General features: G+C 37.0%; 19 protein-coding genes. 6 read left to right on the top strand and 13 right to left on the bottom strand.

Annotated elements, in window-relative coordinates:
• Positions 1 to 26 precede the first annotated feature (26 nt).
• The gene (locus tag N523_RS0112520; RefSeq protein WP_028835229.1) at positions 27 to 230 is read left to right on the top strand and encodes a hypothetical protein; all 204 of its coding nucleotides are present in this window, start codon (positions 27 to 29) and stop codon (positions 228 to 230) included.
• A gap of 15 nt (positions 231 to 245) precedes the next feature.
• Here N523_RS0112520 and N523_RS0112515 read toward each other — a convergent pair whose 3' ends face one another.
• From N523_RS0112515 to N523_RS0112505, 3 genes are all read right to left on the bottom strand, one after another.
• Positions 246 to 716: a GNAT family N-acetyltransferase gene (locus tag N523_RS0112515; RefSeq protein ID WP_028835228.1), complete on the bottom strand. Its 471-nt coding sequence runs from the start codon at positions 714 to 716 to the stop codon at positions 246 to 248.
• Positions 717 to 733: 17 nt separating this feature from the next.
• Complete coding sequence (locus N523_RS0112510; RefSeq protein WP_013464956.1) at positions 734 to 928, bottom strand: CPXCG motif-containing cysteine-rich protein; 195 nt, start codon at positions 926 to 928, stop codon at positions 734 to 736.
• Between the two features lie 92 nt (positions 929 to 1,020).
• Entirely contained in the window at positions 1,021 to 1,620 is a 600-nt protein-coding gene (locus N523_RS0112505) for a MepB family protein (protein ID WP_036950509.1), read from the bottom strand.
• Positions 1,621 to 1,743: 123 nt separating this feature from the next.
• On the opposite strand from N523_RS0112505, the gene msrA reads away from it, so the two are divergent.
• A complete protein-coding gene (gene msrA, locus N523_RS0112500; RefSeq protein ID WP_028835226.1) occupies positions 1,744 to 2,340 on the top strand; it encodes a peptide-methionine (S)-S-oxide reductase MsrA in 597 nt (198 codons plus the stop codon).
• 127 nt (positions 2,341 to 2,467) lie between these two features.
• On the opposite strand, the gene N523_RS0112495 is transcribed toward msrA, so the two are convergent.
• Positions 2,468 to 2,650, bottom strand: coding sequence for a hypothetical protein (locus N523_RS0112495; RefSeq protein WP_028835225.1), 183 nt, complete (start codon positions 2,648 to 2,650; stop codon positions 2,468 to 2,470).
• Between the two features lie 394 nt (positions 2,651 to 3,044).
• Here N523_RS0112495 and N523_RS0112490 point away from each other — a divergent pair, with 394 nt between their 5' ends.
• The 3 genes from N523_RS0112490 to N523_RS0112480 all read left to right on the top strand — a co-directional run bounded on the left by N523_RS0112490 (position 3,045) and on the right by N523_RS0112480 (position 6,991).
• Positions 3,045 to 3,926 carry a LysR family transcriptional regulator gene (locus tag N523_RS0112490; RefSeq protein ID WP_028835224.1) on the top strand — a complete coding sequence of 294 codons (882 nt, stop codon included), beginning with the start codon at positions 3,045 to 3,047 and terminating at the stop codon, positions 3,924 to 3,926.
• 182 nt (positions 3,927 to 4,108) lie between these two features.
• Complete coding sequence (locus N523_RS0112485; protein WP_028835223.1) at positions 4,109 to 5,566, top strand: aerolysin family beta-barrel pore-forming toxin; 1,458 nt, start codon at positions 4,109 to 4,111, stop codon at positions 5,564 to 5,566.
• 231 nt (positions 5,567 to 5,797) lie between these two features.
• Positions 5,798 to 6,991 (top strand): acetyl-CoA C-acyltransferase family protein, encoded by a 1,194-nt coding sequence (locus N523_RS0112480; RefSeq protein ID WP_028835222.1) that lies wholly within the window; start codon positions 5,798 to 5,800, stop codon positions 6,989 to 6,991.
• A gap of 176 nt (positions 6,992 to 7,167) precedes the next feature.
• Here the strand turns inward: N523_RS0112480 and N523_RS0112475 are convergent, their stop codons facing one another.
• The 8 genes from N523_RS0112475 to N523_RS0112440 all read right to left on the bottom strand — a co-directional run bounded on the left by N523_RS0112475 (position 7,168) and on the right by N523_RS0112440 (position 12,406).
• On the bottom strand, positions 7,168 to 7,476 hold the full coding sequence (locus N523_RS0112475) for a DUF6419 family natural product biosynthesis protein (RefSeq protein WP_028835221.1): 309 nt from the start codon (positions 7,474 to 7,476) through the stop codon (positions 7,168 to 7,170).
• Positions 7,477 to 7,597: 121 nt separating this feature from the next.
• Positions 7,598 to 8,176 carry an excalibur calcium-binding domain-containing protein gene (locus N523_RS0112470; protein WP_028835220.1) on the bottom strand — a complete coding sequence of 193 codons (579 nt, stop codon included), beginning with the start codon at positions 8,174 to 8,176 and terminating at the stop codon, positions 7,598 to 7,600.
• Between the two features lie 165 nt (positions 8,177 to 8,341).
• Complete coding sequence (locus tag N523_RS0112465; protein ID WP_028835219.1) at positions 8,342 to 9,295, bottom strand: cyclase family protein; 954 nt, start codon at positions 9,293 to 9,295, stop codon at positions 8,342 to 8,344.
• Between the two features lie 127 nt (positions 9,296 to 9,422).
• Positions 9,423 to 9,794 (bottom strand): hypothetical protein, encoded by a 372-nt coding sequence (locus tag N523_RS0112460; protein WP_028835218.1) that lies wholly within the window; start codon positions 9,792 to 9,794, stop codon positions 9,423 to 9,425.
• Between the two features lie 238 nt (positions 9,795 to 10,032).
• Positions 10,033 to 10,632 carry an RDD family protein gene (locus N523_RS0112455; protein ID WP_028835217.1) on the bottom strand — a complete coding sequence of 200 codons (600 nt, stop codon included), beginning with the start codon at positions 10,630 to 10,632 and terminating at the stop codon, positions 10,033 to 10,035.
• Between the two features lie 116 nt (positions 10,633 to 10,748).
• Positions 10,749 to 10,991: a hypothetical protein gene (locus tag N523_RS19065; protein ID WP_051440324.1), complete on the bottom strand. Its 243-nt coding sequence runs from the start codon at positions 10,989 to 10,991 to the stop codon at positions 10,749 to 10,751.
• 216 nt (positions 10,992 to 11,207) lie between these two features.
• Complete coding sequence (locus N523_RS0112445) at positions 11,208 to 11,558, bottom strand: hypothetical protein (protein ID WP_013464968.1); 351 nt, start codon at positions 11,556 to 11,558, stop codon at positions 11,208 to 11,210.
• A gap of 113 nt (positions 11,559 to 11,671) precedes the next feature.
• Entirely contained in the window at positions 11,672 to 12,406 is a 735-nt protein-coding gene (locus N523_RS0112440; protein WP_016900358.1) for a hypothetical protein, read from the bottom strand.
• A gap of 368 nt (positions 12,407 to 12,774) precedes the next feature.
• Between N523_RS0112440 and gloA the strand changes: the two genes are divergently transcribed.
• Entirely contained in the window at positions 12,775 to 13,302 is a 528-nt protein-coding gene (gene gloA / locus N523_RS0112435; RefSeq protein WP_028835216.1) for a lactoylglutathione lyase, read from the top strand.
• 72 nt (positions 13,303 to 13,374) lie between these two features.
• Here gloA and htpX read toward each other — a convergent pair whose 3' ends face one another.
• The gene (htpX, locus tag N523_RS0112430) at positions 13,375 to 14,238 is read right to left on the bottom strand and encodes a protease HtpX (RefSeq protein ID WP_028835215.1); all 864 of its coding nucleotides are present in this window, start codon (positions 14,236 to 14,238) and stop codon (positions 13,375 to 13,377) included.
• Between the last annotated feature and the right edge of the window lie 198 nt (positions 14,239 to 14,436).

The raw sequence follows: 14,436 nt of genomic DNA, 5'->3' as shown, positions 1-14,436 counted from the left end.
TAAACAAGCATTAATTGAGAGCAGCCATGAGCGACACCTTTAAAGTAATACAACCAACTACGACCGTTTACTGCCCAAAACGTGGTGAAGGTTGGACCCTTACCGGCATTACTAATATTAACGAGTTCACATCGGTTATGTTTGATGGTGTACGTTACACCTTACCAGCGAGAGAAATTGTAGAGCAGTTGTTGCCTAACCAATTAGCGCGTGAACAGCAAAATAGCTAAATTAAAGAAAATTTATCACTTAACCATATGTACACAGTTTTCTGGTAATGGGCTTAAGTTTTGATTTTCTGGGGTATTAGCAGCAACTTTAAAGCCTAGCTTTTTATAAGCCGATACTGCTGCTAGGTTGTTTTTATAAACAAACAATGAGCAATCATTAACATTTAAGTTTAATTGCCCATGTTTACATAATGCTTTAATTAGGGAGGCTGCAATTCCCTCCCCCCTTCGTATAGGGTTTACTATTAAACGCGCCAAATGACATTTGTTTTTTTGTTGATAATATTGCCCAAAAGCGAGTAATACGTTTTGTTGTCCAACCAATACAAAAGAAGTCGAGACATCAAGGTTTAAGTCTTCAATAAAAGTCTGCGCCGTAAATGGGTACCTAAAGTAAGGGCCAGCCCATTGAGTTATGTCATGTTGATCATTAAACCAACTCATTAGCTCGATAATATGCGTATTATTAAGTGGTTGTAATGTCATTCGCCTTGTTGATTCCTTCAAAACGCATCATCTTCGCTATACACATTTACGCCAAGCTCGTCTTCATCATCAAACACCACAAACGTAATGGGCTTACAGCATACTTGACAATCTTCTATGTATTGCTCATCAATATCAGCCACATCAATTAATACTTCTATGGTTTCGCCGCAGTAAGGACAACTGATTGACTTTTCAGTTAACTGGTTCATATTTCACCTGATATTTGTATGATTGTGTGATCTCACTTTAGTAAACAACCTTATATATGACAATGCTCGTAAAGTGACTTAATAATTCAAATTTAAACAGCGTTAGCTAAAATATTGTTTAACTTAATTAAATCAACTAAGCCATGTTGGTTCTGATTTAAAAAATAATCGCATTGCCAACGCTGAGTGACTTTAGCAGAATTACTAAATGCGCCAGTCCCTTTTAATGCCCTACTTTCGCTCCAAGGCGGAAATACTCTAAAAGCCGTTTTGCCTTTATGGTTTCTACCTGTGACGATGCCTTTTTTAACTAACAACTCAACTGGAAATAAAAAGAAACCTTTTTGTATATTTGCTACTTGGTTATTAATAGTGGTTAATCCATCACTTGAAACCGCTACTAATAAATAGTCAAACTCATTGGCAAATGGAATTGGTTTAGAATTACTCAAATCCGCTGGGCGTTTCCATAGTGCTAAAAAAGCGCCAGGTCTGTCGGGTGTAATTTTAGCTTTTCTGTAAATTATACGTTTTTGGTTTAAAGTAAATGCATAGCCATGGTATTGGGCATTTTGATTATGAGGTATCAACTCATCAGCGTTTGGTAGTTTATACCCTGAGGGAGCAAAGTTGTTTTGTAAAATGATTAATAATTCATCATGCAAATGATCATTCGTCATTAAACTTTTCATATCTCGCATCCGTTTTATATAAAGTGAGTTCAAACCCTTCAGCAACTTTGTAATGAAAGAGTTTTTAAAGTTAGCGGGTCTTACTATACAAGTATTTATACATAACTAAAGGTGAACATTTTTATGAAACACACATTAGCGCTAGCATTGACCTCTGTGGGGCTTTTGTTTAGCTCATTAACATACGCTAAAACCGAACAAGCTATTTTAGCCGGTGGCTGTTTTTGGTGTATGGAAAGTGACTTTGAAAAACTCGAAGGTGTAACCGATGTGATCTCAGGGTTTACTGGTGGTGAACTTAAAAATCCAACCTACAATGGTAATCACCAAGGCCACTACGAAGCTGTGCTGGTTACCTACAACACTAATGTATTAAGCTATCAAGATATTTTAAACCATTACTGGGTGAATATTGATCCTTTTGACGCAAAAGGTCAGTTTTGTGATAAAGGCCCAAGCTACCGTAGCGCAATTTTTGTAGCCAATGAGCAGCAACGAAAGCTAGCTCAAAAATCTAAACAAGCCGTTATGAATGAGTTTACTAACCAAACAGTGGTAACCCCTATTCTTGATGCTAAAACCTTTTACCCTATAAAGGGCGATGAAAGTTATCACCAAGATTATTACAAAAATAATCCTATTCGTTATAACACCTATCGCTGGCGTTGTGGCCGTGATAGTCGCCTAGAAGATATTTGGGGCGATAGAGTTACCCACTGAGTTTAAAAAACCAAAAGGCTGCAAAAAATGCAGCCTTTCTAATATTTAAGCAAAGTAATAGCAGACTAATTATTCATTCTATGCTCAAAGCTGCAAGCCCACTTAAACAATTCATTTTTTAAGACGGTTAAATAGGCTTCCTATCATGACGATTTATTTTTATAGGAAACACCTTAAACCAAAATGCCATTTCAAAAACAAAGCCCGCAATAATAAAAATAAATAAGCCAGTAGTGCTACCATAAGAATAACAGGCAATAGCAGCAATAATTAATGCAGCTAAAATCAACCATTTTATAAACACATTCATCTTTAATACCTTCAGTTCTGTTGATTTATCGTGGCAAATTCCATTTAGGTAATCAGATCCTATGCATCATGATTATTCCCCAAAAAAGTGTGTCTAGCGTAATTACTCGTTTATTGTTTGTCTATTAAAACGTATCGTAAAATGTTACGCATTGTTTCTACTGAGTTTTTATTTTAAAAAACGCGTTATTTGCAGAATCTTTAATTACTAATACCTCAAGTAAGTACACCTTCGCTCACAATAATTTATTAAATGTTCTAATACAAAGGTAAATTTTTTGTTGCCACAAAAGGGACTAATGAGTACTTTAATTAAATAATTAGTTTTATAACTTTAACTAATTATTAAGTACTAAATACAATTTCATGTCTTAAATTTATACAGGAGATTTACCTTGCTTGATATCATCGCGCTTTTTATAAAAGTAAATCATTACAAAACATTTAATGAAGCGTCAGTAAAGTTAAATATTCCTTTACCCACTTTACAAAGAAAAATAAAAAAACTTGAAGAAGACTTATCGTTAGCGTTGTTTTATCGTGAAAAAGGAAGTTTGCGATTAACAGAACCTGGAAAGAGTTTTTATAGCCACTGCCTAGCCCATGTAGAAGGTTTACAAACTACGCTGTGCAATTTTAAGAATTTCAGTGAAAATAAAGTGAGTAAAATTAAACTAATAGCGCCGCAAAACTTTATAAAGAGTGTGTACTTCTCAGGCGTTATAAATCAATTCACATTACTTTATCCAAATATTAAGATTCATATGATGCTATCGGATGAACGCCTTGATTTAAAAGCCACCGAGTTTGATTTAGCCATTAGAATTGGAAAACTAGATAGCTCTCAAAATATATGTAAAGTCATTAACCAAATGAGTTTTGTTTTAGCTTGTTCATCGAGTTTAATTGAGCAATATGGCATACCAAGTAATTTTGACGATTTAGCTAAACTACCCCACATATCGTGCTCGCCATTCGAAAACTGGTCCTTTAAAGCAAATAAAAATGAACAGGTAATTTTTAAACCTCAACCTAACTTTATTTCTAACGATATAGAAATGTGTGCCTTAGCTGCTATTGAAGGAAGAGGTGTATATTATGGCCCTAAATATTGTTTATTACCGCATATAAAAGACGAAAGCTTAGTTGAAGTATTAACTCAGTTCAAACCCATAAAGCGAGATGTAAACCTGATATGGCCTGATAAATTAATTCCAAAAAGCACACGCTATTTAATTGATTTTTTAGAGCACTCTCTCAAAGGAATCAAAATGTAGCTACCGCAGCATTAATAATTTAATTAATTTTTGTAATGTTTAAGCAACTAATATTTTTGAAAAATCAACTTTCATATAACACTCTATAAAAATAAAGCGAGTTCTTTAGAATCAAAATTGGTCCAAAATTAGATTATTTAATTAGGACCTCATTTAAATATAATTTTAAAGGATGTAACTTAATGAAAAAAATATTACCCCTATTGCTGTTGTCGCATACAAGTTTTGTAAGTGCTAATACAACTGCAATTTATCCAGATCAACTTAAAAATGAAAGCTTAGGTGCTGGAGTTTGCTCAGCTGATAATAGACTAATTACAAAGGCTGAAGCGCAAACCTACAGAAATGAACTTACTAACAAAATGGGTAAGTGGCAAATAACGGGATTAGCTAATGGCTGGGTTATTATGGGTTCTGGCTACGCAGGTGAAATAAAACAAGGGACTGCTGCAAATTCTTGGTGCTACCCTAACGATCCTATTAATGAGATCCCTACATTAAGTCCCGTAAAAGTATCGCCAGGCAGTCAAAGCCAAATTGAATGGGACTTAGTGAATCAAAAAGAGGGGTTTATAAAACCCCTTTCATACCTTGCCCATACAATGGGATTTGCGTGGGTTGGTGGAAATCGCTCTAGCTATGTGGGTGATGACATGGAGGTAACCAAAACGGGCTCAGGGTGGAAAATACAAGGTTACAATGGTGGCAGTTGTGATGGTTATCGATGTGATGAAAAGTCAGCTATTACCGTATCTAACTTTCAATATGTGATGGATAACGAGTCATATAAAATAACAGGTGATATTGTTGCTGCCGACAAAGAACTAATAAAAACGTTAACAGTCCCTGCAGTGAATGACACGTCAGCAGCTCAAATGTCAGTGGTTACAATTGAATACGATGCGGCAACCAACTGGTCTAAAACCAATGATTACAGTATTTCTGAGTCTGTAACATTATCTAATACATGGAGGTCTCCCTCTGTTACTGGCGGATCAGACACTTCGTTATCAGTCACAATCGCAGCGGAGCAAGCATGGGGAACAAGTAATGGCGGCTCAGAAGCTGAGCGAGTAGTTGTACAGGCAAGAACCAATGTACCAGCATACACACAGCTTAATGCAAAGGTCGATTTGTTTAAATCATCAATATCGTATCCTTATGCATTCGATGCTGATATTACCTACGATCTATCAATAAATGGCTTTATGCGTTGGGGAGGCAATGCTTTATTAAGCCACCCAGAAAACAGACCTAACGACACTGCTAATTTTGTAATTGGCCGTTGGGCAGGTCAAGATAAAAGCATTGAGTATCAATGGGAACACCGCTATATACCAGGTGAGAATAAAAAATGGGATTGGCCTTGGATGATACAACAAACAAGCTTATCAACAATGCAATACTATTTAAGCCATGTTTTAAGACCTAAAAAAACAACCCTAACAGGCCACTTTTATGCACAAAGCCAATTTGCGGGCAGTGTTTACTTTGGTGACGAAACCCCACTTGTCACTAACCAAAGAAGTAAGCGAAGTGTTTCATCTAGTGAGTACTCTAGTGCAGAAAAGTTAAAAAAAGAGTTTGAAGATGCGGGTTTTAAAAATGTCGTTGTTAATATTGAAATGATTGATTTATAAACACCTGTGGGCTCTCATAATGAGAGCCCTATTTCATAAATTTAAACAAAAATATTATTACTACTCACCTACTTTACTATTCCCTTTATTAAAATACATATACAGCTGAACCAACCTCGCCTTTAGTTTATTGAGAAATTATGCTTTGATGCATTAATAAAACTATTAATCGCATTAGTCTATTAAACATACACCAGCACAAAGTGATTATAAAAATAATAAGAGAACACAATGACAAAAAATACAAACAACAGCGTAGTAATACTCAGTGCGGTTCGTACCGCTATCGGCAGCTTTGGTGGCAGCCTCAAAGATTTTAGCCCAGCTGAGCTTGGCACTTTGTGCGCTAAAGAAGCCCTAAATCGGTCTAAACTATCTCCTAACCAAGTAGGTTCATGTGTGGTAGGCAAAGTTATTCATAACGGCCCTAAAGACGCATACCTTTCAAGAGTCATTGGTCTCGATGCTGGGTTGCCTATAAGCAGCCACGCTGTAACGCTTAATCGCTTATGTGGCTCTGGCCTTGAAGCCATTATTCAAGCGGCACAACAAATTCAATTAGGTGATGTAGATGCAGCCCTTGCTGGCGGAGCTGAAAGCATGAGTAGCTCTGCCTATACCCTCGAAAGTAACCGCTGGGGGCAAAAAATGGGCAATAGCACTATGGTCGATGAGCTCACCACGACCTTACAAGACCCATGGGATAATAACCCGATGGGAATAACTGCTGAAAACATCGCAGAAAAATATTCAATTAGCCGTCAGCAGCAAGACGAGTACACAGCAAACAGTCATCATAAAGCCGCAAAAGCGATTGCCTCGGGCCATTTTAAACAGCAAATCCTCCCAATAGAAATCAAGTCGCGAAAAGGGTCGTACCTTTTTGACACCGACGAACACGTTCGCGCCGATACCACAGCCGAAAAACTTGCCACTTTAAAGCCCTACTTTAAAAAAGATGGCACCGTTACCGCAGCAAGCTCATCCGGTATAAACGATGGTGCAGCCATGTTGGTTCTTATGTCAGAGCAAAAAGCCAATGAACAAGGCTTAAAACCGCTCGCTCGTTTAGTGGGTTATGCCAGAGCAGGCGTTGATCCTACTTTAATGGGTATCGGCCCTATTCCTGCAGTACAACAGGTATTTGAAAAAACCGGCTTAACCATTGACGATATGGATGTAATTGAGTCTAACGAGGCCTTTGCAGTACAAGCTCTGTGCGTTGCAAACGAGTTAAATTTCCCTGCCCATAAAGTAAACCCGAATGGCGGCGCCATTGCGTTAGGGCACCCTGTAGGCGCAACAGGTGCAATTTTATCAACTAAATGCTTGTACGAACTCAAACGAATTCAAGGCAAATATGGGCTAGTCACAATGTGTATTGGTGGCGGGCAAGGCATTGCAGCCATTTTTGAAGCGCTTTAACTTTAAGTTTGTAATAGCTATTTAAGGGCTTTATTCACAAGGAGAAATAACAGACGCTTTGCTTTTAGAGGAAACAAACAATGTGAAAGGCTATCTTCACAAAGGGAGCAAAGCGCTGCTACACCTTATTGCTTAATAACAAAAAGCTTTACCTCAAACGTGGGCAAAACTCTCGTCTACAAAACGTGTTTTAAAGTTAACTTTCTTACGCCTAATAAAACACCACCAAATGAGATTAAAAATAATATTGGTAAAAACAGTAATGTTTCGGTGTTTTCTATATTTATAGCTGGGCTGCCAATAACTGCCAGCGTATTAATTAACAGCAGTATCAAACTTGATTGCAAATAGCCCTTGTAACCAATAGCCCCAGCAAATAAAAGCATAATAAATGATCCTGATATCGCAGGCGTAAAAGGTGCGGCGGCTAGTAACATACAAACAAACGAAAATATCACAGCACACCCAATTATTACTTTAAACATAACAACCTCCATGATAAATGGCTTTAATCCACCAGCTATTTATAACTGTATTACTAAAAATCGTATTCCACTTAACAGGTATCAACTAATTTTTAGTTTATTAATAACCCCAATATAAAAACTATCTATTTCCAAACTGCCGTTCACAAGGCTCGCCATCTTTATCCCCGTCCATTTTGGTATTTGGGCAATGTTGAATAAAAAATAATGCCTCTGCATAGGAGGTCATTTGGCTACAATGTTGTCGGCCATCACAACGAAATGTTGGTGGTGTTTTAGTAATTGAGTTTGAACTCGCAGGCATAAATGACTCTAAGTTAGCATTAGTCACTACAGGTGTTTGCTTGGTATTTAAAAAACCGATTTTATACACACTAAAACCAATACTAAAAATAATACCAAGCGTTATAAGTTTCATTAACGGTGAGTTTTTACCTGAGGTTTTGCTTATTCTAACCGGCCTGGATGAAGTTTTTATGTGTGGTTGTGCGAGTACGCCCTCAATACGGCAATTTACAGCTTTAGTTTTACCGTTAGGCTCAGTCGCAACCTCAAAGTAGATAATGTCGCCCACTTTGGGTTTACGGCTCATATGTTTGAGCGATGAAATGTGTATAAAGGTATCGTGCAGCAGTGTAGTTGATTTAATAAAGCCAAAGCCTTTCTCGTCATTCCACGATTTTAATAATCCTTTGTTCATCCTTGAGTCGCCTACTTTATTATTTTTAATTTTACAGATAATATTTTTATATTCTGTAAAGAAAAACACAAATAACCTTTGTGTATGTTACTTATTTCAAAAAAAACGCTAAACAATCTATGCATACACAGCCACCACCATTAACCCCATTTTTTTATTTAATTATTAGTCACTTGTAAGCGCAAAGACTCGTAATGCTGATCCTGTACCACCGCGAATTTTAAGTGGCGGCACAATGGCAATAAACTCATAGATTTTTTCTTTTGCTAGCTCCTCAAGGAACAAGTTTTCTATTATATAAATGCCGTTATCTGCTAATAACATCATATGTACCGGAAAAACCTGAAATGAAGGATCTGTAGCAATGGGGGGGCGCTTTTCAAATGTTAGGGTGTCATTACCTACAACACTTGCGCCAGCCTTAATTAAAAATTGTGTACCACTTAAACCAACACCTGCGGCATTATCAGCAATGTATAGCTGTGGGTTATCACTGAAATATTGCCCCCATCCAGTTCTAATAAAAACGGTATCACCCTTTTTAATTTTTACCCCTTGTGATTTTGCTGTCATTTTTAAATGTGAAGCCGTTACATCAAAACCCGCTCCCAATGGGGTTTCGTCACCATTAATAAAGCGTGCCACATCAAGCAATACAGTTCGGTTACTCAATAAGCTAACAGGGTAATGATCAATAGCCAGCTCAGCCCCTACACCGCTGCGCCCTATTCCTTCGCGATCATTAGTCGCTTGCGCAGCATTTACTCCACCATACAATAAACCGTCTCGACCAATATGACCTAACGCATCAATAGTAGGACCTCCATGATGACCACTCCATTGCATTATTTCTGATGCGAATGAGAGTTGTCCGTTATCACCAAATGTACCCCGTGTATCGGCATGAGTTGCATTAAGTGTCATTGAGTATTTTGGGTTAACAGATGCTATGGGAGAGCTTTCATCCCAAACATGGGAGAGATCATAGGTTTTAGCGTGACTGACAAGAGTAATAAATTTTTCATTCTGCTCAGATTTACTTAACTCTTTGCTATTGGTTGCTAAACTCGAACAACTAATTAGCAAACACATAAACGACATCAACATTATCTGTTTCATAGTATTTCCTTATTTCTGACTGAGTAACGCTTAATCCTGTAAAAAAATAGCGACTAAAACTAAGCCGCTATATGCATTCAAACAATAAATACTGATCTATATTGTTTTCTATTTCGAGCGATGATTACTAATGCCCTGTTTCATAACTCATACGAGACATATTTGTCGTTTCATACGTTCCATCTTTATATAAAATTAAAGCAGATGCACTATAGCTTCTGTAAGCTCTTACATTCATATTGCACGATGTACCACCTGTGCAAGATGCATCGCCTTGCCAAATTACTTTGTTAATAGGTTTTGAAATATTCTGTAAATAGTACTTCCCTGTTGTTTCATTACCAAAACTAAAGTCTATGGTAAAACAATTAGATCTTCCGTTCATTGAGTTTCCACCTGAGCCATTAGGATATACATCGCATACTAGATCAGTTGCAAAAACAGAATTTGCTGTTAGCGCAGCACCAGAAATTAATAGCGCTTTTAATACATTTTTCATTTTCAATCCTTAAATTTGATTATTATTCGCTCAACTGAGCATTTAAAAATTAGCATATGAAATTAAAATGTAAACAAAAAGGGTACAAAATTTGATAAAATTAACCAATAGGCATTTTATAAATCACTTAAGCATTAAATTTAGGGGGTTTATACAGTACATTTTCCTCTCTAAAGTCGTAGCTAAAACTTGGTACTATTTAAGTAAATCTTTAAAAACTATTAAAAAGAAAAAATTGCTATCTATTTGTGTAGCTCACTTTTGTTTTAGCTATATAGTCATGCAGGCATCGTTTTTCTTTACCAAATATAAACATGGGGTTAATAAAGCCCACTATTAACTGACCTATTGCCGGAATTAAGCCCATAAGTTGCATTGGCAGCATACGTTTAAAATATATAGTTGCAAAACTAGCTTTAGTGCCATCTAAGTTTTCGATGCGAATTGACATAAAGTGTTTACCGATTGTTTGGCCATAAAAGTGAAGAAAATAACCATGCAAAGCAACGGTAAAAAACAGGCCATACAAAAAAGAACCAAACAGTGACATCAATGTCGGGTTTTTGAATAAATCAAAACCAATAAAGTATATGAGCACAATAATAGCTATCATGGCAAAAAAACCATCAATAAGCGCAGCGAGTAACCGTACTGATCTAGAAGCTTTTTCTCCTACCTGTTTTATGTGCTTACTTTGTAGAGATGGTTCAGTTTGTTTTTGACGAATTAATTCATCAATTTCTCTTGCTCTTTCTGGATACGATTCACGATCAATCAATTTAGCTGACGAGTAAAGGTCATCCAAAGAATAAGAAGAAAAATCAACTTTAAAATCCATGTGTATACTACTCCTTGCTGCATAATAGCTTTTAAAAACCGAATATTAGTTTGTCGAGAGACAGAAAAAACAAGCAAACCTTGGATAGTCCACTTTAACAACGGTATTATCACATATTAAGTGGCTCGTTTTGCACAAAGCGTATTTTTGCCTCTTTTGATGTGCTTAAAAAATACAGAAAACGCACAAATCCCGCCACACATAAAAGCAATTTTAAAGCTAGATAGAGACGAAAAACTAAATTGCTCAGAATACATGTACATCCCTAATAACTGTGCAAAGGTAGCCACACCTAAAATAATTAAAAATGGGCACACAACTAGCGTAAACCAAAACCAAATACGTTTAATACCTTTCATAATTAATACCTTCCATTAAAAATCCTTTTCCTTAATTTAACACAAAGATTAATTAGCTAGTGAGTCACCAGCATTTTAAAAGCAGCTTATAAGATTGCTGCATGTATTGATGTCTGAAGTCAAGATTTGACCCCATTTGGTTTTTTGTTGGCTAAAATAAGCGACGAAGGAGCAAAAGCCAACTGTTTTAAGTCCTTGTTTATTTTCTTGTTATGTTTACTCATCACCGTAGCACTTTATGTCAGATGGATTTGATTTAACGTAGAAACATGGGATAAATGATTCTTTATTTAAATCCGCACCATCTTTAGGTACTTCGAATTGGCGCTTAGCTAATTTAGCTTCCACTTTTTTAACATAGTTAGAAGGTGGCTGAAAATTAATATCGATATTTTTTATTGGGTTAGTTGCTTTTGAAAAGCGTAGATTTGATAATTTACCGTCTTTATCTACTTTAACTGCAAATATAACTCCGTAAATATTTACATTATCTCCACTCGAATTATTGGTACTTTGACAACCGAATAATGACACCAATATCGATAATATAAATAGCTTTTTAAACATACGCCGAATTTCCTTGTAAACATAACGCTTTGCTAAGCGGCAATAAAATAGTTGGCTAAAATTAGCGAGGAACGAGCAAAAGCCAACTGTTTTTTGTCCGTTTAAGCAACTTGTTAAGTTTCGTTTTCAGCATGCCATTTTTTTGCATGTTCTAATTCATTTTTCACCCATTCAGGAGTATATATTTCAAATTGCACATGGTTTGGGTTGCCTAGTGTAAAAGTTGGTTTTACTAATTTGGCTCCCATTTCCCCAGCTACATCAAAAAATGCTTGTGTGACTTTCTCCCAAGCAGATGCTGCTAGTGCAGTGATTTCATCGTCAGGAAATTGCTCCAATTTCCATTCTCGCTGCACACATGTATATTCGCCACCTCCATCTTCTTCGGTATATAAAATACCGAGGAAATCAACATCTTTAGCTGCGTAATTAATATACTTTTTAATTCCTATTTCGCTATCACTGAGCGGGTCAATAGGAAAACCTAAACCCAATTTCATACCTCTACCACGAGTAAATCCAACACCAGCCTTGCTTGCAGGCTTTAACATAGATTTATGTACAATTATGTCACGCTGTTTATAAAGGAAAGATATTAAAGGATCTTTGGATAATTCTGCCTTCTTAGCAGTGACCACTTTTTTAAGCCCTTTATCACCTTGAACTTCCATGGTGACCAATTGCATGATTTCTTTTAATGCTCTCAAAAAAGAGTTTAAAGACCACCTAAATTTATCAGCTTCATGGTAGTTTTCTTCCATTAATCGAATGAACCATGCAGCTTCATCAATTCTATCGAATGAGGATGATAAGGAATTGAATATTTCTTTATTTGGACAACTATCCACGTTCACCTACTTAGAAACTTAACAACTTTGTCTACGACATTTGTCGTTTTATAAACCGACAAATGTCCATATATTACATAGAATTTATCTTAGCCCTCAAATAAACACCTGTAAACAACTAGTTAACTTCGGCTCATACTTCATAAATGCACAAATATACCAAAATGGTAGAGATCAGTAATATTGGACAAAATGCCACAAACTGTATAAATATACAGTACCCATAAATATGCCATTTTCTGCTTACAAAGCACCCAACAATTTAGCAAGGTGGTTTTAATTTTTGCTGCTGTTTATTATGATGAGCGTATACCCTGCCTTTTTAAATCCATTAAGGTTTTTTCAGTCATTTTATTAAGGATTATCTCATGTCTAGCTATAACGAATCTCCAGAGCAAATTGCACAGGCCACTGAGGGCTTTGTGATGCAGCAAACCATGTTGCGTATTAAAGATCCAAAACCGTCACTGGCATTTTATGAAAACGTATTGGGCATGAAACTATTAGGAAAGTACGACTTTCCTGGTATGGAGTTTACTTTGTACTTTTTAGGCTATGAGCAAGATATGCCAAAAGGCGATGATAAACAAAAAACACAGTGGGTGTTTCGCCGCCCTGCGCTGATTGAGCTTACCCATAATTGGGGAACTGAAAACGACGACAGCTTTAGCGGTTATCACAGTGGTAATGAAGAACCAAAAGGCTTTGGCCATATTGGTATTAGCGTGCCCGATGTTTACGCTGCCTGTGAGCGCTTTGCTAAATACGATGTGGAGTTTGTAAAACAGCCAGATGGCGGCTCAATGAAAGGCCTTGCCTTTATTAAAGACCCTGATGGTTACTGGATTGAAATACTCTCGCCAGAGGGCATTGCTGACATTATTCAATCGCAATAAAAAACATTAAAAATAAAAAAGCCTGCAAGTGCAGGCTTTTTGTTTACAAGTACTGTGAAAAACTTGAATTTTTTAACGACGAAGTGCGTCTATACGTGCATCAAGCGGTGGGTGAGATGAAAACAACTCAGCCATGCCTTTACCACTTGCGATACCAAAGGCCATCATTGAGCCTTCTAATTGCGATGGGTGGTTTTGCTTTAATCGCTCAAGGGCTGAACGCATTTTGTCTGCGCCTACCAACTGAGCTGCACCGTTGTCGGCTGCAAACTCACGTTTGCGGCTGTAATGGGCAACCACTATGCTTGCCAGTACGCCAAATAATATTTGGAATAACATATCGAATAAGAAGTAAGTCCAGCTGCTGCCGCCCTCTTCTTCATCGCTATTTATAAAATTATCTACAATGCCCGCCAGCACTTTTGCGGCAAAAATAACAAAGGTATTAACCACGCCTTGAATAAGCGTTAGTGTTACCATGTCACCATTAGCCACGTGCGATACTTCGTGGGCAAGCACTGCCTCGGCTTGCTCTTGGGTCATGTTGTGTAATAAACCTGTGCTAACCGCCACCAGCGAGTTGTTTTTACTTGGGCCAGTTGCAAAGGCGTTCATTTCTGGGCTGTCGTAAATTGCTACTTCAGGCATTTTAATACCTGCTTTTTGAGCTTGTGCTGATACAGTTTGGACAAGCCAGTGCTCGGTTTCATTGCGCGGTTGAGTAATTACCTGTGCGCCCGTTGATTTTTTAGCAATCCACTTAGACATAAATAACGAAATAAACGAGCCACCAAAGCCAAATACAGAGGCTATAAGCAATATTCCGCCAAGGCTACGATGGCTCAAACCCAGCGCGCTCATTATTATTGAAAGCACTACACCTAATACCAACATAACTGCTAGGTTAGTTAATAAAAACAAAAATATACGTTTCATATTGTCCTCACAAAAATAGGTTTGATCACCGAACATAAAATTCAATTAGGTTAAAGCAATCATTACGCTTTGACACACTATGTCAAAGCGTTAGGGCTATTCTGTGACAAACTATGTCATAACGCAAGGGTTATTTGCAGGTTTATTAATAAATTTTTTGGGGAGTTTAAAAACTGAGTAAAGTGTGGCGTAACGCAA

The organism is Pseudoalteromonas sp. 23_GOM-1509m (genome assembly GCF_000518425.1).
Classification (GTDB): Bacteria; Pseudomonadota; Gammaproteobacteria; order Enterobacterales; family Alteromonadaceae; genus Pseudoalteromonas; species Pseudoalteromonas tetraodonis.
Note: the sequence above shows the minus strand (reverse complement) of the source record. Positions and strands in the feature narration are given on the sequence as shown.